Source organism: Mesorhizobium sp. Cs1299R1N1 (assembly GCF_037179655.1).
GTDB lineage: Bacteria > Pseudomonadota > Alphaproteobacteria > Rhizobiales > Rhizobiaceae > Mesorhizobium > Mesorhizobium salmacidum.
The window spans coordinates 1-21,040 of sequence record NZ_JAPYKR010000015.1 but is presented as its reverse complement, the minus strand read 5'-3'; the positions used below and the strand labels follow the sequence as shown (position 1 = coordinate 21,040).

Sequence of the window (21,040 nt, the reverse complement as noted above, 5' to 3'; positions counted from 1 at the left end):
AGCCGCCCCCGCATTGACGGTGATGTCTCACTGACCGTATGCGCCGTCGATCAGCAATCCGTCTTGGTTTCGCAACAATCCGTTCGCGACGGCACCGGCAACCGCCGTCGAAATCAATTGCCTCAATTGAGCGCTTGTGGCTTTGAAGCCCAACATCCTCGAAACGCTCGTTGCGATTTCGTCCTCCGTCGCGCCGAGATTGGATCTCACCACCTCGATTGCTCCTTCAGCAACTTCCTCCGACGAGATCATTTCAGGCTTGCGCAATCCAGAGGACATCACACCACTACGGTCTCGCAGCCGGATAGAGGCGCCGGGCTTGAAGCAAAAGTCTCCTCGCCGTGCCACTGCTCCCCGAGATTCGGCGACAACAAGGCCGCGCTCGATTGCGTCCTGGATTCTGCCGCCGGCCCGCTGCAGGCCCCACGCATCCCGGATTCGTGAGACCACCTCGTCGAGATGGATCGGAGTCTCCGCAGCCACGACTTGCTCGACCATCCCCGCCAGCAGACCGGTGGGCGTCTCGTGTAGTTCAAACTGTCCGTGCGGTCTCTGTACCCTGGCTTCCGCGTAGGCTCGGTCTGGCGCCGCGGCTCCGTTCGTGGTTTCCAAGCCGATTTCTGTGATGTTACCTCTGTCTACCGTCACGACCTGTACTGCAGCGGCACGGCTTCTCTGATTTCCCAACTCCGCACGTTCGGCGAGTTCTCTCGTTGCGGCCTCGATCGCTGACACCGTCCGCTCAAGCTGTTCACGCGGACGCTGGAACCAATCAGCACTCCAAATGCGATGAATGATCCAGCCATGGTCTTCGAGCACAGCCTGGCGCAGCCGATCCCGATCCCTGGCGGAGCGTGAAGAATGATATTCAGCACCGTCGCATTCGATGCCCAGCAGATACCGCCCTGGCCGCTCCGGATCAGCGACGGCCAGATCGATGAAGAAGCCTGCGATGCCTACCTGTGCATGGACCTGAAAGCCTCGCTCAATCAATGCATTGGCTACCTGTTCTTCAAAGATTGAATCCATCTCCCGGGTCGTCGTCTGCGCGAGCGAGATGCGTCCAGTCCTCGCGTAGTGCAAAAAGAGCTTGAAGGCGAAGACCCCCTTCCCCTTTCCGCGCTCAAGGTCGATGTCCTCATCTGTTATCGACGCGTACACCTCACAGGCACGCTTAGCCCGGCTTATGAGGACGTTGAGGCGACGCTCGCCGCCTTCCGAACCAAGTGGGCCGAAGCGCATGGCCATGTAGCCCTGGGCGTTCTTGGCATATCCCACCGAGATCATGATCACGTCCCGCTCGTCGCCTTGAACGTTCTCCAGGTTCTTGACGAAAAACGGCTCACTCGGATGGGCGTGGAAGAAGTCTTCCGTATCGGGATTCAGCCGTCGTAAGGCTTCGAGCTCATCTTGGATGGCACGACGCTGGCTAACAGAAAAAGTCGCAACGCCCAGAGTCTCTTGCGGATTCGACTTCGCGTGACGAATGATCGCTTCCGCTACGGCCCGCGCCTCGATCGGGTTCGTTCCGGTACCACCTGAATCGAACACCCCCTCAGGCACATGATGGAACCGCAGCCCCATGCCGGCCTCCTGGGTATAAGGGCTCGGCACGATGAACAGCCGGTTCTCGTAAAACTGGCTGTTCGACACGGCGATTAGCGATTGATGTCGGCTGCGGTAGTGCCAGCGAAGCATGCGCTGCGGCAAGCCACGGGCCGTGAAAAGCCCGAGGATACTCTCGATGTCAGCGACCTGCGCACCTTCGCCCTCGTCATCTTCAGATTGCGAGCCTGTCATCTTCGCAAAGAACGTCGTCGGCGGCAGTTGGCGTTCATCGCCCACGACGACCACCTGGTTCGCCCTGGCAATTGCGCCGAGTGCGTCGACCGGCTGAATCTGAGACGCTTCGTCCATAACCAGGAGGTCGAACGACATACGACCGGGCGACAAGAACTGCGCCACCGAAAGTGGGCTCATCATGAACACTGGCTTCAGCGCTTGGACAGCAGGCCCTGCCCTCAGCATCAACTGCCGGATAGGCATATGGCCTCGTCTGCGCGCCATCTCAGATCGAAGCAAACCGACTGGCCCCGCTCCGCCATCCCTTGAAGGGATCTTGCGATGATGCGCGGTCACGACCTCGATGGCGCTAGCCTTGATCCTTTGTCGGTCCAAATCTGCAAAGTCGCGAACAGCTCTGGAATGGAGCTCGCCGTCAAACCTCCCGAGCTCTGGCTCCATATTCACCATCGCCGCCAGCATTCTCTCGTAATAGGCCATGTCGAAGACCGATCGCGCCGATGCGGTCGGAACTTGGCCATTGGCCAGGCCGTCTATCAACTGCCCTAGTCCGGCCTTTCGAGCATTGTCCGATCGTTCTTCGTAGGCGACCCATTTCGAGAGCTGTTCCTGATGCCCGACCCAGCCCTCCAATCGAGCAATCAACTCGGCAATCACGATATCCGAGAAATCGCCTACTCCGAAAAGAGACGAAGCATCTGCTTTCAAATCCTCCGCAAGCGCCTTCAATTGCAGCGCTGCTGCCTGCGTCGCCTCTCGAGTAGAACGAGCTGAGTTCGCGATCTCGGCTCTCTCAGGCAAACGGGCGACTAGATGTCGGAGTGTGCTATTGCTTTTCAACCAGAGCTCGGCCTGCGTAAGCGCGGCCCAGTTGGATCCTCGCCCGAGCCATGACGAACCGAATGCGGAAATGCCAAGACCTTGAGCGGCATCGATCTCTTGAGCGAGCTTTTGTAACGCGCCCAGTCGCCGGACGAGCTCCACCCGGTCGGATAACTGATCAGGCACGCTGGCCAGAACGTCTCGAGACGCTTCGTCCGCTTGTGCCACGGAACGCGCCTTCACTTCCATCAGCTTCAGTGAAGCCCTTTCGGCGGAAGCCACATCACCCAGCATGGACGGCGCAAGGTGGCCGAGATCGTTCCAGAAACCCTCGATCAGCGGTCGGCCGATATCGATCACCTTGCGAACTCGTAGCGCCCGCGCCCCCGCTTCGGAGCGTTCTGCCATCCGTCCGGCAATAATTCGAGGTTCCGACCCAAGCCCTCTTAGCGTGCGCATCCATTCCACTAACGCTAAGAGCGGTGCCGAAGATGATCTCTCACCCCGCCAATCTGCTCCGAAGGCGGAACGACCAAAGGCGTCGCCATCACGAACCCTTGCGGCCGCGGCCTGCCCCTTCATCAGCAGGTCTAGGAGACGCACTATCTCTGTCGACGGCGCGTTAGGATCGACCAGAAGGGATCGCACAAGTGCTTTGGCGCGACGGTAGTCGCCGCTCAATGCCTTCAACAGTCCGGTATGAGTGGCGAGGGCCTGCCTTGTCGGCGCTGCGTCCATCTTCCAGGCAGCATCGACAACCCTCCCTTTCAGTTCTGCTTGGATCGCTTCAAGGATCGCGACGCTCTCGGCAAGCTCAGCCGCTTGTTCAAGTCCGGAGTCCCAGACGGTCGCAGCAAACGCTTCGGGGCTTGCGTCGGGTGCAGCCGCAACTCTCTCCCCCGTCACAATTAATCTAACGAGCCCTGCCAGCGTGTCCGGCACAGCCGTCGACCCCAGCTCTTGGTTCAACCTCTCCGCTTCATCCCGCAATCGTGGGAGCAGAACGGTCAGGTGGTGCGCGCGAACAAAGCCGTCTTTCGCAAATTCCGATGGCAGGTTTGCAAGGTCGGTCTCAAGATCTTCAATTGGGGTGTCGATCGCCGTCGCGGCCAAATGCTGCGAAACGTCTTCGAACTTGCGGGCGAAATCCGATCCTGTCCAAAGAAGCGACGAGATCTCTTTAGGCTGGGCATCCCACACCGGCGAGACCAACGCGTCGGCGGGAAGCTCTGGTGCGGACGCGAGAAGTTCTGCGCGATCTTCTATGTCGCCGCTGTCGCTGAGAATTTGCGGGGGCCCGGCTTCTATCCGCGCGGCGATGTCGATCAATTTGGCCTGCACGGCCTTCGCTTGATCTAGCAAAGACCCGATGCGCGGGACGAGCCGCTCGACGGTGGTTGGCAGAACGACATCCAAGCCAACACCTCTCCAGGGATGGTGGATCGGCAATCCAATTTCGTTGATGCGTTGAGAAACCTCGTCAAGCAGCTTCCGGCGTGCCGAAACGCCATCACTCGTCCAATCGGTCGCACCTTCAAGTTCGATATCTACGGGTTTTTGCCCGTTCTGCCTGAGGCGGGTCATCTGGCCGAAAACTTGGTAGGGCGTCAGGGCGGATGCGCCCAACGGGACATGCATCCGGTCGGCATGAGCATTGAGCTTATTGCGCGCCTGCAACAGTTGATCGGGGAGCGCAGACGGGAATTGTCCTTGAGGCGATCCGAGCTGCCAAGTACGACGCAGCTCCTCCAGCATCATGCGCTTGTTCGCCTTGTTGCTATGGAGCTCCAGGCAGGCATCCCCTACCCCGGCATTGTCGAGGCGACGCTTCACGACCTCCAGCGCGGCCATTTTTTCGGCCACGAAAAGCACGGTCTTACCGTCCGCAACGGCTGACGCGATAACGTTTGCAATCGTCTGCGATTTTCCTGTCCCGGGCGGACCTTGGATCACAAGGTCGCGACCCTTCCTGACATCATGGATCGCGAGCGTCTGGGAACTGTCGCTGTCGACGATATGCAACATCTCCGCAGGCGCAATGTGCGGATCAATCGCGATATCGTCAGACATCAGCGGTTCGCGTGCTTCAAAACCATCCGAAAGGAGCGAGCGGACCTTCGCTTGTTCGATGATCTTGGAACCCTCGGGCCAGATCTCGGGATCAAGATCTCGGTACATCAAGAACTTCGCGAACGAGAAGAAGCCTAGCACCATATCGTCCCGGAGCACCTCCCAACCCTCTTTTGTTGAGACTGCCTCGGCCACGGCATCGAGATACTTTGCGGCGTTGAAGTCATCTCCCGCATCGAAGCTCGGCATCGCGAGCTTGTGCATGCGATCAAGATAGAGCTCGAGGGAGAGGTTTGCGCTCTGATCCTCCGGTCTGCCGCGTAGCCGGAACTTTTCCCCAGCCGTACCTCGCTCGAGACGGACCGGCACCAAAATGAGCGGAGCTTGACGGATGTTTTCCTTGTTATTCGGGTCAATCCACCTCAGCATCCCAAGAGCCAGAAAGAGGATGTTGACGCCCTGCTCCTCTTCTAGCGTTCGCGCATCGTGGTAGAGATCGAGCAGCCTGCGTTGCAAACCGGTTGGGGTCATGCGAGTCTGAAGCTTGGTGTCCGAATGTCGCGAGGACACACCCCTATCGTCCACCTCGTCGTCTTCGGGCTGAGCAAGGGAAATCGGCGAGTAGTCGATCTCGTTATCCGCAGTGGCACTCTCTTGACCGGCCTTTGGCCTATCCGGCTTACCGGCGAGGAAGGTAAAGGCCTTACCTTCATTTACCAGCAACCGATAAATCTCGGATGACCGCTCATCGACGACGTCGATGGTTTTAGCGCTTTTAGAAAAACGCGGAACGTTCAAGAGTCGGTTGCGCGCGGAAAGGTCGAGCAGCTCCATCCTGGCGCGCTCGAGCTTCTCCCTTAGCGGTATATCGCTTTGGAAGACTGACTTTTCGGATTCTGACAATTATGCCCCCTCGCCCAAAGCCGACCTTAGATCCTGCGCAACGGCAGCCGCAACAAAAAAAGCTATCCGCATTTCGATAATACTGTTGGCGCGGACGGGTCCGCAGCATTGTGAAATGGGATACGTCGGTTACTTGATTTGAGCCATGCCTCAACTCTGTGGCGAGAAGGCCGCGCCGCCCTGAGGCGGCGTCGTGCCGCTGAAGCCAGGCAGATCTTGTCACAGCGATCGCGATCTCACCCGCCATTTTCGGAATGCCTCCAGTCGAGCAGGGCCTGGTACAGCGGCTTGAATTTGATAGGCTAGGGTGCCGGGGTAGCCTTCTTCTCAATCATCCTACTGATTACGTTCCCATTTATCGTCGCGGCTGTATTTGCGTTTCCGGGGCTGTTCAATCGCAACCCAAGCGTAGCTCTCATCGTCGTGCTGTTGGCGATGTTTGGTGTGCCACTACTGTCGCAGATGTTCTTCCCAGCAATCGTCTATCATTTTGGAGTTGGTGAGCGCCGTTTCACTCGTTGGAAGGCGCTTTACGGGTTACTCTTCGGAGCCATTATTCTGGGCATAGTCATAAATGTGGCGTCCGGCTACATCGCCAGCCATTTCATCTTCAGTAGGCCAGTATCGGTCAGCGTCCGTCCGCTCCGGCGCCTCGTTACCGGGCCTGGACGCCGTGTGGCGCGGGTTGAGCAACGGGTGATCGGCGGAGCTGGTCGGGGTTGAACAGCCGATCGCGCGTTGCAATGAGATTAGCGGCATAAGCCGCGGGCGCGATCTAGCCGAGCGCCGAATGTGGGCGCGGTCAGCTCAGTCTGCGGCCCGGGCGGCATGCTTTGCCGAATGACGCTACCTCCATTCAGGCCAACCTGCTCTCCACGATGGCGTTTGCGCTTCGAGCTCGCTAGTTTCGCGCAAATACCGTGAGAGGGAAGAATGTCACTTAGCCACAATCGCCACAAGAAGCTCATCGAAATGATCCAAACGGATGGCGAAGTCCGTATCCGAGATGTGATAGCGCAATTCAACATTTCTGAGGAGACCGCGCGGCGGGATATCAAACAGCTCGAGCAGGACGGCTTGGTCGTGCGCGTCCATGGTGGGGCCGTCGCCACGCAGCAGCCTAAGTTATTGGGCGTCTCGTCGCGCGCGATTTCTCAGTGTGCGGAAAAGAACGCTATTGCCGAGATAGCGCTCGGTCTTCTCAAGCCCGGGCAGAACCTCTTCTTGGGGGGCGGCAGCACGGTGCTGGCATTGGCTCGTCGCATCTCGGCTTTGCCGGAGATGCGCATCGTCACCAACATGGTCGATATAGCGATCGCAGCTGCCGACGGCCGTCGGCATCGCGTGGTCATGCTAGGCGGTGAATTCAATCCCGACTTCCGGACCGTGACAGGATTTCTTGGTCTGCGCACGCTTCGCGAACAGCAGATCGATGTTGCTTTCATCGGGGTCAACGCTGTGCATCCCACTCTAGGCGTCTTCGATCATCAACAGGTCGGGCAGGATCTCGCCGCGACACTTTGCGAACAGACGCGGAAAATCATCGTTCTCGCCGATCACACCAAATTCGGCTGGTCGGTGCGTTACCGCATCCTGCCCCATTCAGCGATTTCCTCGATCATCACCGACCGGAAGCCGGCACTGGACGTGCTGAAGCAGATCGAAGCCGCTGGTGCCCAAGTCCTATATCCGCAGCAAAAGCCGTCGTAACCCGGCATAAATGACCTTGACCCTGCTGCGGCATGCTCGCAGGAATGCGGTCGTTTCACGACAGTTTGTGAAATGCCTTTGCGCCTCCATTACAAACCCACCACAATCCGTCTTAAAGCCACACAAAACCTTCACATAACTGCGCTATGTCTCTGCCCGTCTCGGGAAGAAGCGGAGTTCGGCCGGCTTGCCGTCCCGACAACAGGAGAAGGTTTTTGATATGCAAACGACACGTCGCACATTTCTAGGCATGACGGCCCTTGCGGCTGGCGCGATGGCGTTGCCGCGCATGGCCGCAGGCGGCCAGCGACCGAGCCTCAAGATCGCCGTCCAGGATCTGCGCACCATTCTGGAACCTGTGGATAGCGCTTCCATCGCCAACGTTTCCTGGCGAGTGCAGTACAGCATTTTCGACCAGCTTCTGCGGACAGATTACAACGACAACTTCCGTCTGAATTTCGCACTCGCAAAATCCTTGAAGCAGATCGACGTGAAAACGTATGAGATCGGTTTGCGCGATAATGTGAAGTTTCATGACGGCTCCACAATGAGCGCGGATGATGTTGTCTTGTCGCTCGGGCCGGATCGGCTGCGCGGCGAAAAGGCACCAGGTGCGGCCGTGCTTGCCAATTTCCTTTCCTCACTTGCCGATGTGCAGAAGGTCGATGACCGCACTGTCCGTCTGTTGACCACGACAGAGGACCCGGTTTTCACCAACCGGCTTGGAGCATGGGGCACTCAAATCATCAGTGCCAAGGCATGGCATGCTGCAAAGAATTACGATGCATGGGCTGCAAAGCCGATCGGCACTGGTCCCTACAAGATTGGCGACGTGCGTAGCGGCGACGAGATCACGCTGGTCGCGCATGATGAGTATTGGGGCGGCCAACCGCCGTTTGCGTCGATCCGTTTCAAGCGGGTGCCGGAGATCGCCGCACGTATCGCTGGGCTGCAGGCGGGCGATTACGATATCGTCACCGACATCACCCCGGACCACATTGCGGAGATCGAAGGCGTCAAGGGCCTTTCGGTCACCGGCGTCGAAACCACATGGTTCCGCTTCCTCACATTCTCGCCACTCAAGACGCCCATTTTGAAGGACGTCAACCTGCGTCGCGCGCTTGCCTGCGCGATTGATCGAGATGCACTGGCCGACGGCCTTTGGAATGGCCGGGCGAAGGCGCTCAATGGCTGGCAGTTGCCGATTTTCGGCGCCATCAATTATCCCGGGCGCAAGGGCGTGTCTTACGATCCGGCGCTGGTGAAGGAACTCCTCGCCAAGTCGTCGTACAAAGGCGAGGAAATCCCCTACCCTTCCGTCGGCACATACTATCCGATGCAGCTTGCCGATAATCAGGCACTGGTCGAAATGTGGAAAGCCGCTGGGCTCAACGTCAAGCTGATCATGTGCGAGAACTGGACGCAGGTCGACAATCTCGGCGGCATCGCGGATACTTCGGGGGGTGCCTTCTACGCCGATCCCGTCTCCATGCTTTGGCAGATTATCGGCCCGACCAATGACCTGCAGGCGGGCGGCGGCTGGACCAATGCCGAATTCAACACGCTCGGCCATGAGCTTGAAACGACGACCGATCTCGCCAAGCGCAAGGCGGCCTTCAAACGGATGCAGGACATTGTCGAGATTGAGGACCCCTGCATCACACCACTGCACTCCATGCCCTTTATCTATGGGCAGAAGTCGAATGTCAGTTGGCAGCCGAACCCATTGCCGCAAATGTATCTTGGCCCGAAGATATCGCCTGAGCCGGTGGCCTGAGCTCTATGCTGAACAAGTCTTACAAGAACAGCGCGAGCCTCGCGCTGTTGCCGGCTCATGGCGTTCCGCCCTCCTGTGCCAACCCTGCAATTAAGATTGTTGACCTGACGGTCGCTTTCGGGGGTGTGCCTGTCCTACACGGTGTCGATCTCATTGTAGGCAAAGGCGAGGCCGTTGGTATCGTCGGCGAATCCGGCTGCGGCAAGTCCGTGACCTGGCGGGCGGTGCTGGATCTATTGCCACGATCCGCCGATGTTTCGGGCGAAGCGTGGCTTGGCGACCTCGATTTGGTTGGCGCCCGGTCATCAGTTTTGGATCGCGTGCGTGGCGGGCGTATTGCCATGATCTTCCAGGATCCGGCCGGCGCCCTGAATCCGGTGCATCGCATAGGCGCGCAAATTGCTGAAGCACTTCGCCTGCATCGCGGCTTGACCGGTCCCGCCGCTCGGGCTGAGACTCGTCGACTGCTCGACCAAGTCGGCATCGCGGATGCTGCAAATAGGGTCAATGCCTATCCGCACGAGTTGTCGGGCGGCCAAAACCAACGCGTAATGATCGCCATTGCGCTTGCCGGCCGGCCCGAACTGCTGGTTGCCGACGAGCCGACGACTGCGCTCGATGCCACTGTGCAGGCGCAGATCCTGTTGCTGCTCAAGAAGATCCAGCAAGACACCGGCATGGCCTTGGTGATGATAAGCCACGATCTAGCGGCAGTAGCGGCCATCTGTGATCGGGTTTGCGTCATGTATGCCGGACGGATCGTCGAAGCCGGATCGACACTCACGCTTTTGACAGCGCCGGAGCACCCCTACACGCGCGACCTGATCGGAGCCATTCCGCCATCGTGTGGACCGCGCATACGGTTGACCGCAATAGCGGGCGCGCCACCGCAGCGACACCTGCCGCCTGGATGTGCCTACTCACCGCGATGTAGGGACGCCGTCGCTGCATGCGCCGTAGCCCGACCGCAAGCGCGGCAGGTTTCTGCCGGGCATTCCGTGCACTGCCTGAAGGCTGCAGCCGAGCGATGACCTTGCTGCGTCTCGAAAGCGTTTCCCGCCGCTTCCCGGTCGGCTCGTCGATTCTCGGACCGCGGAAATATCTCGCTGCGGTCGATGGCGTGTCGCTGAACGTCGAGGCGGGGCAAACGACCGGCATTGTTGGCGAATCTGGTTGCGGCAAATCCACCACCGGCCGGATCGCGCTCGGCTTGGATTCGCCGGACAGCGGCCGGGTGCTGTTTCAAGATTCTTTGCTGCCGCGGATCGGCAGCAAAGAGTGGCGCTCACAGCGGCGGCAGATGCAACTGGTCTTTCAGGACACGCTGGGGGCGCTCGACCGCCGCATGACGGTTGATGCCCTCATCGCCGAGCCGCTGGAGATTCACGGAGTTGGCGATGCCGCAAGCCGGCGGCAGCGGGTAAGAGAGCTGCTCCAAGCAGTGGGACTTGGCGAAGACCACCACATGCTCTACCCGCATCAGCTTTCCGGCGGCCAGCGCCAGCGCGTCGTGCTGGCGCGTGCGCTAGCACCAAAACCGTCGCTTCTGGTTTGCGACGAACCGGTCTCGGCGCTCGACGTCTCTGTACAGGCACAAATCGTCAACCTGCTGGTGGATCGTCAGCAGGAGCTTGGGCTCGGCATATTGTTTATCAGCCATGACTTGCGGATCGTGCGTCACGTCAGCGATCGCATTGCGGTGATGTATCTGGGCCGCGTCGTCGAGCAGGGGCGCGCCGACGTCATCATCGACCACCCCGCACATCCCTATACGCAGGCGCTCGTGTCGGCCATGCCAAGGCTGCCGGGCGGCTTCGACCAATATGTGCCGCTCTCGGGCGAGCCGCCGAGCGCCACCGATCGGCCTTCCGGGTGTCCGTTCAATTCACGCTGCCCACTAGCGCACGACATATGCCGACAAAGCCTGCCCGAACTCCTGCCACTGGATTCAAAACGGGAGGTCGCCTGCCATCGTGTGAGGGATCGATGACCGCGACAATCATTCGTTTTGTTGGCCCGAAAGTCTTGCGTGCCGCACTTTCGATCCTTGTTGTGGTGACCCTTACCTTCGTGGTGTTACGCGCGTCTGGAGATCCAGCCTTGCAAATTCTCGGTCCCAGCGCTCGTGCCGCCGACCTCGAAGCCTTTCGCCGGCATTGGGATCTCGATCAACCGCTTTCGGTGCAATATTGGCGCTACATCCAGGCGGCGTTTCATGGCGACTTCGGCAATTCCATGCTGGGCGGAAAGCCAGCCCTGGATATTGTGCTCGAGCGCGTGCCGTTGACATTGGCGCTGATGATCCCGTCGCTGATACTCACAATGCTGATCGGGATTCCCGTCGGCGCCTATGCCGCCATGCATCGCGACAGCTGGGTCGATCGATCGGTTATGATGCTGACCGTTCTCGGCTTCACTGTACCGAGCTTCGTGCTTGGGCTGCTCCTGATCCTGATCTTTTCGGTCACACTCGGCCTGTTCCCGTCAGGCGGCGCAGACCGGGCTGCCGGTTTTGTCCTGCCGGTTCTGACGCTCGGCATTGGCGGGGCGGCCATTATCGCGCGTTTCACGCGCAGTGCCATGATCGAGGTTCTGTCACAGCTATACGTCGTCGCGGCCAGCGCCAAGGGCGTGACCTGGCGGCAGGTGGTTCGCCATCATGCTCTCCCGAACGCGATCATTCCTGTGCTGACGCTGTTCGGCCTTATGCTAGGGGGACAAGTTGCAGGCGCGGTCCTGGTGGAGAATGTATTCGGCTGGCCCGGCATCGGCCAGTTGCTGGTGGTCTCGGTTGCCAACCGAGACCTCGCCGTGGTTCAGGTCATCCTTCTGCTTGTGACACTAACCATGACATCGGCCAACCTCCTGATGGACCTGCTCTATGGCGTAGTTGATCCGCGCTTGCGGGCATCGTCCGCTGGATCGCATTGAGATGCCGGTCATGATGCCTAGGCTTCAGACGACTTCCTGGATGGACTTGCCGACACGCGTCGCAGCGGGCTGGGTTCTGCTCATGGTCGTGGCCGCACTCGTAGCAGCGCACATTGCCCCCTACGACATTACTGCGATCGACCTGCGCCATCGTCTGGCGCCGCCTGTGGGGTTCGGCGGGACGATGCTGCATATCCTTGGAACTGACGATCTCGGCCGTGACGTTGGCTCGCGTCTTATCTACTCGATCCGCACCAGCTTGCTGGTCACCTTCGGCGCGACCGCGATCAGCGTGTTCGTCGGCACGGCGATCGGCTTCACCGCCGCTTATTTTCGCCGGCTGGTCGAGCACGTTCTGCTCCTGATGATCGACGTCCAGGCTTCGTTACCATTTCTCATCGTGGCGCTGGCCATGCTCGCCTTTTTGGGCAATTCGCTGACGCTGTTTGTCGCCCTGATGGGGCTGTACGGCTGGGAGCGGAATGCGCGGCTTGCCCGGGGACTCGCGATGGCCGCCGGTGCGCAGGGCTATGCGAGTGCAACCCGCCAGCTCGGCGCCCACCCATTGCGCGTCTATGTTCGGCACATCCTGCCCAACAGTGCGGCAACGCTTCTGGTCGCGGCAACAGTGACATTTCCTGAAATCGTTCTCGTCGAAAGCGGGTTGTCCTTTCTCGGCCTTGGCGTCCAGCCGCCAATGAGCAGCCTGGGCGTCATGGTCGCCGCCGGCCGCGAGTATATCACCCGCGCCCCCTGGATGCTGCTCGCTCCCAGTCTCGTCATCGTGTTGACCGCCGTGGCAGTAAGCGTCCTCGGCGACTGGTTGCGCGATCAACTCGACCCGACCCTAAAATGACGGACCTTCATGCAAAGAAAGCTGATCTCCATACTCGTCGACGGCGTCAGCGCCGACACTTTCGAAGCCCATGCGCACCGCCTCCCGAACATGAGCCGTCTCGCGGCTTCTGGCCTGCGCGTTCGCCGGCTTAAATCGGCCGTGCCGGCCACCTCTGTCCCCGGCCGCGCAACCATGTTGACAGGCGTTGGACCCGAAGTACACGGCGTCTATGGCAATCATATCTTCCGCGGTGACATCTTCATGGCGCCGCTAGCTGAGGATTTGCGGGCGCCGACTCTTGCCACCCATGCCAAGGCCGCCGGCCTGGATGTCGCGGCGATCGGCCATGCGTTGATCGCTTTGGACGATACTTCCATCTATGTCCCGCCCTGGTGGTTGCGTAGTTTCGTGACCGGTCATCGCTTCGGAAAGATGACCACTCCCGAAGCATTGGCGGCCTCGCGCGCAATCCACGATCCCGAAGATCGGCTCGCGCGCGCCGGCCTGACCGAAATGGATTGGTTCCGAGAGTCAGTTGATGACGGCGCGCCGCACCTGCTGGCCGGCCTCGCACTCGATCAGTTTCTCAATCGCGCCGTCGTGGCTCTGCTCGGCTCCGACCGGCCGCCGGATCTCGTGCTGACGGAGATCGAGATGCCGGATGCATTCCAGCATTCTCTCGGGTACGACACGCCTACTGCGATCTGGTCGATGCAGTTCGCCGATATGCTGCTGGGTAACGTCTTGGCAGTTCTCGAGCGGAACGGACGGCTCGGCGACTATGTGATCGCGATCGCCAGCGACCACGGTCACGGTCCGGTCGATACGGCGATTTTTCCAGAGGCCATTATCCCTGACATGCACTGGATGACCGAAGGCGCCAGCCTCTACGTCTCCCTCAAAACGCCCGGCGATGTTGACAGAGCCACTGAGCGACTGTCGCCCTACGGCGTCGAACTCTGGAACGATCTGCATCTACCGGAGCCACTCCGCGGGGCTGTGGCGATGTTCGTCGCGCCGCCTCGGCATTCCTTCGAGGAGCGAGCGAGGCATGCGTCCGCCCCGCTCTCTGCGACGGGCAGGCCGCGCGCCATCTCAACCCACGGTTTTCGGCCGGGCAGCCGTGAGGACGACCGAATGTTCATCCTGTCCGGCATCGGCGTTGCCCAGCGGACCGTCGACGAGGCAAATGCGGACCAGTTTGCGCCGACGCTTGCGCGCGTTCTCGGCTTGCCCCAGGCGCCGTATGCCGGGCGCTCGCTGATAGAGGATTAGAGCTCTCTATGATTTCAGAAACTATGGTCAGCCCATCGCTACCTTCTCTTTACTGGCACACCGACCTCTACGAGGGAATGTGGGCGAGATATCCCCTGCCCTCACTTGGGCCTGTGTCGGGCGTGGAGGGCAGACCAGTCGAGCGCGCCCTTGTAGGTTGGCGCGTACATAGCTGCCAGCCTGCACAGTAGAGATCAGGATAATCCTGGACCTTCGAGGGCTTAGTCGTCCTCATCCTTGGCGGGGGACAGGTCGAGCGAACTCATCAGCGGGGCGCTGTTGGCAATCGCGTTCCGGGTGGTTTGCTCGGCGGCCTCGAACATCTTGAAGAGCGCGTCGTCAGAGGTCGGCGCGTAGTCCTCCTGAATGGAATTCCTGAGTCCTGTCTCTTCCCGGAAGGCGGCAATTGCCGCTTGCAGCCGCCTAAGTTCGCTCTCCTTGTTGACGCGGCCAGCGGTTGAAAAGACCTCCCCGATAGCCCACTCGACGTTTTCCAGCGCCAACTCCAGATTTACGATGCGTCGCCGAAGCTTCCTCCGCGCACTCGCCCTCGGATTCTTTGGGTGGGCCGTGAACGTAGACGGAGGTAGGTCGGCTTCGTCGAGTTCTCGCTCCGCTTTGAACTCGGCGAGCAGCGCTTCCAAATCCAAATCGTCAGTCGCCATGGTCTCTCCTTGGTGCTTCAGGGTTCCGAATTTGGCGGCACAATTAGCCCAACTCGTTTGATTTGTAACGATCCATGTCGCGGTCCCCCGCATAGGCGATCTGGATTTTTTTTCGCGCGTCCCTATGCGGACGCCCCACGAAATCCTCGGCGGCCAGCGTGCGGAATTTTGGTCACGCGCCTATCTGCGGGCCAGTCGAGTAAAATGAGCTCCGTGGTCCCCATAGTTGCAGCGCGAACACTCGGGCTGAAGGTTCTCGATGCTATTCGTCCCACCCCGCGCCAACGGTATGATGTGGCCCTTTGTAAATGGTAGGCGCTGGGCGTTTGGACGCTCCACCTGATCCCACGTGCGGCTGCATTTCGGGCAAGCACCATAGGTTGCTGCCTTGGCAAGCCACTCCGCTTCCGTGTGAGTACCCTGTGCGCTCTTCACTCTAGCGCGATATCGAGCGGCTGCCTCGCGGTGACAATGAGCACAGTTTCCACGAGGTCGCCGCTCGAAGGAACCGCATTTTGGGCAGGCGTCAATGTCTTTGGACGTCAAGCTATTCCTCGCAAGTCGGGTGGCTGTTAAGGGCGTTATTTGTAACGCTTAGGTCTTGTTCAAAGGCCGCTGAAGAGCGGTGTGCCCTTTTTCGTGCCGTAGGTCACAACGCCTATCTCGAGGCTTTCCAAGATTTCTTTCAAAGCGGGAGGAAGGTCCTTCGGGACGACCATCATTTTCCTGAACCCCCTCTTCAGCAACCTTTCGTATACGATCAGTTGGCCGATTGCCTTGAGGTAATCAGATGAGCCCGCTGCCGTTTTAATCTCAAAAAGCCTCGGTACAGGCCCGTCGTAGGTGAACAAGTCCGGCCCCAAGGAACTTACCCGTTCGTTAGCGACCTTTACACCTTTGGCCTCCAAGGCCTGTTTTAACGCATGCCAAATTCGGGCATGAGTGCGGTCCTTCCATTTCGCGCCTTGGGGGCCAACGAGATATGGGCCAAGCGCTTCCTCAAATATCTTGGCTTGAGATGCAATCTCGACAGCCGACTGAGACTGAGCGCCGGTACTGATGCGGACCAATCGGCATGCGTCCGCAAATATTTTGGTAGAACCGACAATCGATTGCTCATTCGCATCAAGGCATGCCACTTTGTAATACTGTCGAACTTTCCCATTTGAGAAATGAACATCGACCGATGGCAAACCGTGCACTTGGACATGATCGCCTAGGTGGACGGGCATCCCTTCGATGTTTATTTCACCTGCGTGCAGAACCCACAATCGCCTCGCGCCATCATGTGCCACAAGGCCCTGGAAACGGCCCGGAAATTCTCCATCCGGCGGGTTTATTTCGACGAGAAGGTTTCTGCCCTTCCCGCTCCCGAGCCGATCACCGATCCCGTTCCAGTACCTAAAGCCTTTAGCTCTTTCCCGTCCTCCAACGCGTAGCCAGATTCCGGAGGACTCAACCCAAATCAGCCCGGAGAACCCGTGATTCAGACTGCCCAGCATAACAAAGGCCTTCTGCCACCTCTTCATCGCTGACCTGATGGTCGTTCGCGATTTAACAGCCTTGAATTCCGCCATTTTCACCCCCCAGTACGGCAATACCAGTTGTAGACATGTCTTGGCTGAGCGTCCACTGTGCCCATTCAATGCCTAGACTTCAAACGCGCCATGAGGTTCCCGGAGACGCCCATCTCGTCTACGATCCTGAACATAGAGCTAACTCATTTTTTACTGGAGGCATGTATGCCGAGAGCTACCGCGGGCGAAGGGCTTGGCTTCGTCCGATTTGTTTTAGTTTGGTCGAGCTTAAGTCCGGTTTTTCTCCTGTGGGCGGTGCGGGGAGTGACTCCAATCTCTGACAGGCTGTGGATCCCCACATGCGTCTTCCTTTTCATACTGCCGACTGCAATTCTCTGTCTGGTTTTTCGAAGAGCGCGTGCAAACCAGAATGAGAAAACAATTGTTGTGGAGTCAGCGCGCGATCAGCGGGAGCACCTCCTGACGTATCTTTTTGCGATGCTCATCCCGCTATTCCAAGCCACTCTCACTGCTGTGCGTGATATTGCTGCCATATCAATTGCGTTCCTCTTTGTCATGTTTTTGTTTTGGCATATGCGCCTTCACTACATGAATCTGATTTTTGCACTCTGTGGATATCGCATATTTACTGTTGAAGCTCGGGGCGGTACTACATCCAAGGACCGAGAGGGTGAGCGACTCGTCACGTATGCAGTGATCTCTCGAAGGCATTATTTGGTGAACGGGGAGCCGCTAACCGGATACCGACTCGGGGGCAACGTACTTGTTGATAGGGCAGACGATGATTGAAGCCGAATTTAACCCCATGGCGATAGTTGCGGTAAACTTTGGAGTTACGTTGCGCAGCAATGGCAACATGCACTTTGTTCCGACCGACGCAGCAACGAAAGACACGCTGCGGACGATTTTACGAGATACGATTGATTCGTTCGAGGCAGTTCAGACGGGCTGGGAAGCTTACGATATTTCGGAAGATTATGGAGCGAAAAGGCGAATTTACGCTGAGCGAAAAAACGAGTTCATGGGTGATTTGTCAGCGATATTTGATGCTGGGGCTCTCGACGATCTTGCTAACGTCCAAGACCATATTCAGGACATGGACTACTACTTCGCTGAGTTCACAGATGATCAGGGCCGCCGTGCGATAGGGATAAAGAAGGCTACGCGCTTGAAGGGTACCATAAAGGCACGTAACCGCTTGGTACGCCTTGTAGACGACACACTCACTATGATCCAGGAGAACGTTCTTCGCCTCGACCAGGAGTTCGACGTCATCGTCACGGATGCGCACGTCTATATTTTGAACGTCGGCCCAATGGAGCAGGTGGCGAAGATTGTAGCAAACGTTGCTGCAACTGCCGCCGCAAAGGTCCAGGCTATCCACGACGCGATCACCTTTCTCGATTTATCGAGGATTGTGGAGCAAATTGGGAGCCATCCAAGAGTGGCACGTCATGCGGCCTCAGTGGCTGGGAATGCTAATCTGGCGGCATTCCAGCGTGCACCAATTGAAGCGCTCGCAGCTCAGCATGGTATTAAGTTCAAAGAGCTTGAAAATGGTCGTCTTCAATGCAGGGTACAAGACCATGCCAAACTGATTGAGCTTCTCGACGCTCGTCGATACCACCTTGATCTCACTGGCGATGGTGGCGATCCCTATCGTGCATCCGGCCGTCAGAAGGTTTCCGCGGCAGAATAGAAGCGCGAACACATAGAAGCGCGAACACGATGCGTGAAGGCTCGGCCAGATGGACCGTCCTCGCCGATTTTGCCAATTTGCCATGCGAGCGGTCAGACGCGGTTCTCTGGTACGTAAGACAGACCAGATGTTGACAATCGGCAAGACGGTTGAGCTTCTCGGTTGCCGGCCAATAGACCTGCGAGATCAAAAGCAAGAGTCCACAGGCTCGCAGTCGTGTGCGAAATTCTGGATTTCGAGCCTCGGTGAATCATAGCGCTCGCGCGGCGAATCGCGAAGCTGATTTTCGCAGGATAGAACCGCAGCTCGGGGGGCAGTGGGGGAACATGACGAACGAAGCCGACACGTGCCGAAAGTTTGTCGTGCCCAAGCTGCAATCCGCCGGTTGGGATCACGAGCCTCATTCCATCGCCGAGCAGCGGACCGTCACAGATGGCCGCGTCATCCCCGTAGGCGAAGGCTTTGTACGCAATCCGCCGAAGCGCGTTGACTACCTGCTTCGCTTTACGAGGGATTTCCCGCTTGCTGTGGTCGAGGCGAAGGCCGGTTACAAATCTGCGAGCACCGCGGTTCAGCAGGCCCGCGACTATGCGGACATCCTCGGCCTCAAATACGCCTACGCCACTAACGGCAGCGATACGGTGAGAAGCAGGCGCTTCTTTCCGGCAAGGATGGCTTCAACCGTCCGGTTGATGGCGATCTGCTGGTAGTATTATTGAGATCGACGTATTTCAAGGGGACGGAAACGCGCATCGCCGATTTCCCCACGCCTGATGATCTTTGGCGGCGCTATCAGGCGGCAGCGGGATCGAAACAGTCGAGCGCGTGAACCACCTCATCGCCCCTTACAACACGGTGGGTGGTAAGCTGCCGAGATACTGTCTATCAGGCTCTTGCCGAGGACGAGCGTCGTGCCGGGCTTTTCCGTGACTTCCGCCGGACTTTTTCGATCTCATCATCGTCGATGAATGCCCACCGAGGAAGCGCACGAGACGACAGCTCATGGCGCGTCATCCTTGAACATTTCGAGCCCAGCTACCAGCGGGGCATGACGGCCATGCCGCTACGCGAAGAAAATCGCGACACCTATCTCTATTTCGGCAATCCGATCTACGAGTACGACTGGGTACACTCCCACCTGCAAGTCAGAAGCCCGTCAACAGGTGACGGGCTTTTTGCTCTGTTTCGACAAGGCAGATGCGCTACGGCACAAGATGCACTTCACCGCCCCAGAGGTAGTTTGGAAACCGCCGCCAGTTCTTCCTCGTCTCTGATTCCGGCCTGATAGTTTGCGATTCCGCGGGAGGCGAGCGCTTCATGTCCCTCTGGCGATTGGCCCTCAGCTTTCAACTTCTCGAACACGCGACCTAGCAGAGCGACGTCGGAGGAATCGAAGACGCCAGCTTCTTTGGCTCTTTGATAAATTGGCATGTGCCCTCCCTCAATCGAATGCCTGAGAAATTAGTCTGACTTTGAGATTCGACGCAAAGCAAAAACGGGTTGTGTGCGTCAAGTTCTGCAAAATTGGGCGGCCATGGTGCTGGTCATGCGGCTTGGCGTAGAGCGAGTTTTTTGTGCTCGCGCAGGTCGTCCATGTTGATGTATCGGTTGGCCTCCATCCAGTTTTCATTGGTCTCGACGGCCAACGCCCTGACCAGGCGCAGGCAGCTTTCGGCATTGGGGAAGATGCGCACGACATAGGTGCGCCGGCGGATTTCCTCATTGAGCCGTTCGAGCATGTTGGTAACCGGTATGATCATGACGGTGCCATCCGATCCCCGCTGGAGATGAGCGATCTTCGGCGTATGGTGCGACCATCCAGGACAGGGGCACCGGGAGCACGCCAAGTGCGGGCAGGCCGATGTATTCGATGAGCTGCGAGCTCGCGTTAGTAGCTGGCCGCCCCTGCGACCTGCCCGGTTGCGCCGAGAGCGCGGATCCGTAGGTGTCGCGTCGCCCGCCGGCTCCCGACTGTTGAGGAGAAGGAGCCGATGAGACGTGTGATTGGAATGGACATCCACCGCACCTTTGCGGAGGTGGTGGTTTGGGAAGACGGCCGGCTGCGCCATCATGGACGGGTCGACATGACCCGCTCGGGATTGGAAGGGTTCGGCCGTAGTTTGCGACGGACGGATGAGGTTGTCGTCGAGGCTACGGGCAACGCCATGGCGGTGGTGCGGGTTCTGTCACCCTATGTCGGCCGGGTGATTGTCGCCAACCCGATGCAGGTGAAGGCGATCGCCCATGCCAGGATCAAGACCGACAAGATCGATGCCGGCGTTCTAGCGCAACTTCACGCCAGCGGCTTTCTGCCGGAGGTCTGGATTCCCGATGAGCGGACTGAGCGGCTTCGCCGCCTCGTCGCGCGGCGCAACCAAGTTGTGCGGCATCGCACGCGAGTGAAGAACGAGGTGCATGGCATCCTGCAGGCGCACCTCGTGCCGAAGTGCCCGCATGCCGATCTGTTCAACCGTCGGGGTCGCACCTGGCTCGAGCGGCAGGTGCTTCCCGACGACGAGCGGGCCGCTATCGCCCGCCACATCCGCGAGATCGATCGCCTGGCCGAGGATCTGGCCGACCTGGACGGTGATATTGCCCGGGAGGCGGTTGACGATGTGCAGGTCCGTCGCCTCCAGACGATCACCGGCGTCAACGTAACCGTTGCCACCGGCATCATCGCGGCGATCGGAGACATCAGGCGCTTCAGCGAACCGCAAAAGCTGGTGAGCTACTTCGGCCTCAATCCGCGTGTGCGCCAATCCGGTCTTGGGCTGGCGCAGTACGGCCGGATCAGCAAGCACGGGCGCTCCCATGCCCGCGCCATGCTGGTCGAGGCCGCCTGGGCGGCGGCGAAGGCGCCCGGGCCGCTCAGGGCCTTCTTCCTACGCATCCGCAACAAGCGTGGCCATCAGGTCGCAGCCGTGGCGGTCGCGCGCAAGCTCGCGGTGTTGATCTGGCATCTGCTGACGAAGGAGCAGGACTACTTCTGGGTTCGCCCGGCGCTGGTGG

15 protein-coding genes and 2 pseudogenes are annotated in these 21,040 nt (G+C 59.0%); 11 read left to right on the top strand and 6 right to left on the bottom strand.

Going from position 1 to position 21,040, the window contains the following annotated elements; all coding sequences use genetic code 11:
- Nucleotides 1-27: 27 nt before the first annotated feature.
- The gene (locus O7A70_RS27455; RefSeq protein ID WP_337143151.1) at nt 28-5,529 is read right to left on the bottom strand and encodes a DUF3320 domain-containing protein; all 5,502 of its coding nucleotides are present in this window, start codon (nt 5,527-5,529) and stop codon (nt 28-30) included.
- A 1,002-nt stretch (nt 5,530-6,531) separates the two neighbouring features.
- Here O7A70_RS27455 and O7A70_RS27445 point away from each other — a divergent pair.
- From O7A70_RS27445 to O7A70_RS27415, 7 genes are all read left to right on the top strand, one after another.
- A complete protein-coding gene (locus O7A70_RS27445; RefSeq protein ID WP_337143150.1) occupies nt 6,532-7,308 on the top strand; it encodes a DeoR/GlpR family DNA-binding transcription regulator in 777 nt (258 codons plus the stop codon).
- Between the two features lie 220 nt (nt 7,309-7,528).
- Complete coding sequence (locus O7A70_RS27440) at nt 7,529-9,085, top strand: ABC transporter substrate-binding protein (protein ID WP_337143149.1); 1,557 nt, start codon at nt 7,529-7,531, stop codon at nt 9,083-9,085.
- Between the two features lie 5 nt (nt 9,086-9,090).
- Entirely contained in the window at nt 9,091-10,116 is a 1,026-nt protein-coding gene (locus tag O7A70_RS27435) for an ABC transporter ATP-binding protein (RefSeq protein ID WP_337131041.1), read from the top strand.
- Nucleotides 10,113-11,075 (top strand): ABC transporter ATP-binding protein, encoded by a 963-nt coding sequence (locus O7A70_RS27430; RefSeq protein ID WP_337143148.1) that lies wholly within the window; start codon nt 10,113-10,115, stop codon nt 11,073-11,075. Before O7A70_RS27435 ends, O7A70_RS27430 begins: the two co-directional genes overlap by 4 nt.
- Entirely contained in the window at nt 11,072-12,016 is a 945-nt protein-coding gene (locus O7A70_RS27425) for an ABC transporter permease (protein WP_337131048.1), read from the top strand. Before O7A70_RS27430 ends, O7A70_RS27425 begins: the two co-directional genes overlap by 4 nt.
- Nucleotides 12,017-12,056: 40 nt before the next feature.
- A complete protein-coding gene (locus O7A70_RS27420; protein ID WP_337143147.1) occupies nt 12,057-12,872 on the top strand; it encodes an ABC transporter permease in 816 nt (271 codons plus the stop codon).
- Nucleotides 12,873-12,881: 9 nt separating this feature from the next.
- The gene (locus tag O7A70_RS27415; RefSeq protein WP_337131039.1) at nt 12,882-14,129 is read left to right on the top strand and encodes an alkaline phosphatase family protein; all 1,248 of its coding nucleotides are present in this window, start codon (nt 12,882-12,884) and stop codon (nt 14,127-14,129) included.
- Nucleotides 14,130-14,350: 221 nt separating this feature from the next.
- Here the strand turns inward: O7A70_RS27415 and O7A70_RS27410 are convergent, their stop codons facing one another.
- The 3 genes from O7A70_RS27410 to O7A70_RS27405 form a co-directional block, all read right to left on the bottom strand.
- Nucleotides 14,351-14,794, bottom strand: a complete 444-nt coding sequence (locus tag O7A70_RS27410) for a hypothetical protein (RefSeq protein WP_337131038.1) — start codon at nt 14,792-14,794, stop codon at nt 14,351-14,353.
- 180 nt (nt 14,795-14,974) lie between these two features.
- Nucleotides 14,975-15,229 carry an HNH endonuclease gene (locus O7A70_RS34255; RefSeq protein WP_442921017.1) on the bottom strand — a complete coding sequence of 85 codons (255 nt, stop codon included), beginning with the start codon at nt 15,227-15,229 and terminating at the stop codon, nt 14,975-14,977.
- A gap of 170 nt (nt 15,230-15,399) precedes the next feature.
- Nucleotides 15,400-16,371, bottom strand: coding sequence for a hypothetical protein (locus O7A70_RS27405; protein WP_337143146.1), 972 nt, complete (start codon nt 16,369-16,371; stop codon nt 15,400-15,402).
- Nucleotides 16,372-17,113: 742 nt separating this feature from the next.
- Here O7A70_RS27405 and O7A70_RS27400 point away from each other — a divergent pair.
- The 3 genes and pseudogenes from O7A70_RS27400 to O7A70_RS34250 all read left to right on the top strand — a co-directional run.
- The gene (locus tag O7A70_RS27400; RefSeq protein ID WP_337143145.1) at nt 17,114-18,031 is read left to right on the top strand and encodes a Kiwa anti-phage protein KwaB-like domain-containing protein; all 918 of its coding nucleotides are present in this window, start codon (nt 17,114-17,116) and stop codon (nt 18,029-18,031) included.
- Nucleotides 18,032-18,357: 326 nt separating this feature from the next.
- A complete protein-coding gene (locus O7A70_RS27395; RefSeq protein WP_337143144.1) occupies nt 18,358-18,741 on the top strand; it encodes a hypothetical protein in 384 nt (127 codons plus the stop codon).
- A gap of 170 nt (nt 18,742-18,911) precedes the next feature.
- Nucleotides 18,912-19,151, top strand: a pseudogene (locus O7A70_RS34250) (DEAD/DEAH box helicase family protein); the annotation flags it as partial.
- Nucleotides 19,152-19,252: 101 nt separating this feature from the next.
- Here the strand turns inward: O7A70_RS34250 and O7A70_RS27390 are convergent.
- The gene (locus O7A70_RS27390; RefSeq protein WP_337143143.1) at nt 19,253-19,462 is read right to left on the bottom strand and encodes a hypothetical protein; all 210 of its coding nucleotides are present in this window, start codon (nt 19,460-19,462) and stop codon (nt 19,253-19,255) included.
- A gap of 113 nt (nt 19,463-19,575) precedes the next feature.
- Nucleotides 19,576-19,776: pseudogene (locus tag O7A70_RS27385) on the bottom strand (transposase); the annotation flags it as partial.
- Nucleotides 19,777-20,022: 246 nt separating this feature from the next.
- Here O7A70_RS27385 and O7A70_RS27380 point away from each other — a divergent pair.
- A partial coding sequence (locus O7A70_RS27380) for an IS110 family transposase (RefSeq protein ID WP_337143142.1) occupies nt 20,023-21,040 on the top strand: 1,018 nt, incomplete at its 3' end.

Excerpts from the sequence above, each read along its gene's own strand:
- O7A70_RS27455 (WP_337143151.1), bottom strand. The coding sequence starts at position 5,529 with ATGGAGCTGCTCGACCTTTCCGCGCGCAACCGACTCTTGAACGTTCCG.
- O7A70_RS27445 (WP_337143150.1), top strand. The coding sequence starts at position 6,532 with ATGTCACTTAGCCACAATCGCCACAAGAAGCTCATCGAAATGATCCAA.
- O7A70_RS27440 (WP_337143149.1), top strand. The coding sequence starts at position 7,529 with ATGCAAACGACACGTCGCACATTTCTAGGCATGACGGCCCTTGCGGCT.
- O7A70_RS27435 (WP_337131041.1), top strand. The coding sequence starts at position 9,091 with ATGCTGAACAAGTCTTACAAGAACAGCGCGAGCCTCGCGCTGTTGCCG.
- O7A70_RS27430 (WP_337143148.1), top strand. The coding sequence starts at position 10,113 with ATGACCTTGCTGCGTCTCGAAAGCGTTTCCCGCCGCTTCCCGGTCGGC.
- O7A70_RS27425 (WP_337131048.1), top strand. The coding sequence starts at position 11,072 with ATGACCGCGACAATCATTCGTTTTGTTGGCCCGAAAGTCTTGCGTGCC.
- O7A70_RS27420 (WP_337143147.1), top strand. The coding sequence starts at position 12,057 with ATGGACTTGCCGACACGCGTCGCAGCGGGCTGGGTTCTGCTCATGGTC.
- O7A70_RS27415 (WP_337131039.1), top strand. The coding sequence starts at position 12,882 with ATGCAAAGAAAGCTGATCTCCATACTCGTCGACGGCGTCAGCGCCGAC.
- O7A70_RS27410 (WP_337131038.1), bottom strand. The coding sequence starts at position 14,794 with ATGGCGACTGACGATTTGGATTTGGAAGCGCTGCTCGCCGAGTTCAAA.
- O7A70_RS27405 (WP_337143146.1), bottom strand. The coding sequence starts at position 16,371 with ATGGCGGAATTCAAGGCTGTTAAATCGCGAACGACCATCAGGTCAGCG.
- O7A70_RS27400 (WP_337143145.1), top strand. The coding sequence starts at position 17,114 with ATGATTGAAGCCGAATTTAACCCCATGGCGATAGTTGCGGTAAACTTT.
- O7A70_RS27395 (WP_337143144.1), top strand. The coding sequence starts at position 18,358 with ATGACGAACGAAGCCGACACGTGCCGAAAGTTTGTCGTGCCCAAGCTG.
- O7A70_RS27390 (WP_337143143.1), bottom strand. The coding sequence starts at position 19,462 with ATGCCAATTTATCAAAGAGCCAAAGAAGCTGGCGTCTTCGATTCCTCC.